The sequence below is a fragment of the Clavibacter lycopersici genome, assembly GCF_003576405.1.
GTDB lineage: Bacteria > Actinomycetota > Actinomycetes > Actinomycetales > Microbacteriaceae > Clavibacter > Clavibacter lycopersici.
This window is the reverse complement of record NZ_QWGT01000530.1, coordinates 1-517: the sequence shown is the minus strand read 5'-3', so window position 1 is coordinate 517 and position 517 is coordinate 1. Positions and strand designations below refer to the sequence as shown.

At 81.4% G+C, this 517-nt stretch carries 1 pseudogene; it reads left to right on the top strand.

Annotated features, from left to right (window positions below):
- Window positions 1-517 (top strand): annotated as a pseudogene (locus tag DZG00_RS16375) (translation initiation factor IF-2); the annotation flags it as partial.

Genomic DNA, 517 nt, shown 5'->3' with positions numbered 1-517 from the left:
CCCGTTCGTCGGCCCCGAAGCCCGGCGGCCGCCCCACCCCCGGACCGCAGCCCACGGCCGCGCCCGAGGCGGAGGCCCCCGAGGCGTCCGACGTGCCGGTCCCGGCGAAGCCGCTGACCGTCGCGGAGCGCCAGGCCCAGGCCGAGGCGAGCCGCAAGGCCGCCGCGGAGGAGAAGGCCGAGGCCGAGAAGTCGGCCGCGTCCGCCACCCCCGAGGCCCCGGCCGCCGAGACCCCGAGCGCCCCGCGCCCGGACGCCGGCAGCACCCCCGCTCCCTCCAACGGCATCCCGCGTCCCGGGATCCCGCGTCCGGCGGCCCCGCGCCCCGGCAACAACCCCTTCGCGAGCAACCAGGGCATGGGCACCAAGCCCCGCCCGGGCAACAACCCGTTCGCGAGCAACCAGGGCATGGGCCAGCGTCCCGCCGCGGGAGCCGCAGGCCCCCGTCCGGCCGCTCCCCGTCCCGGGTCCCCCCGCCCCGGCGCACCGCGTCCCGGCGGCGTCGGCCAGGGCGCACG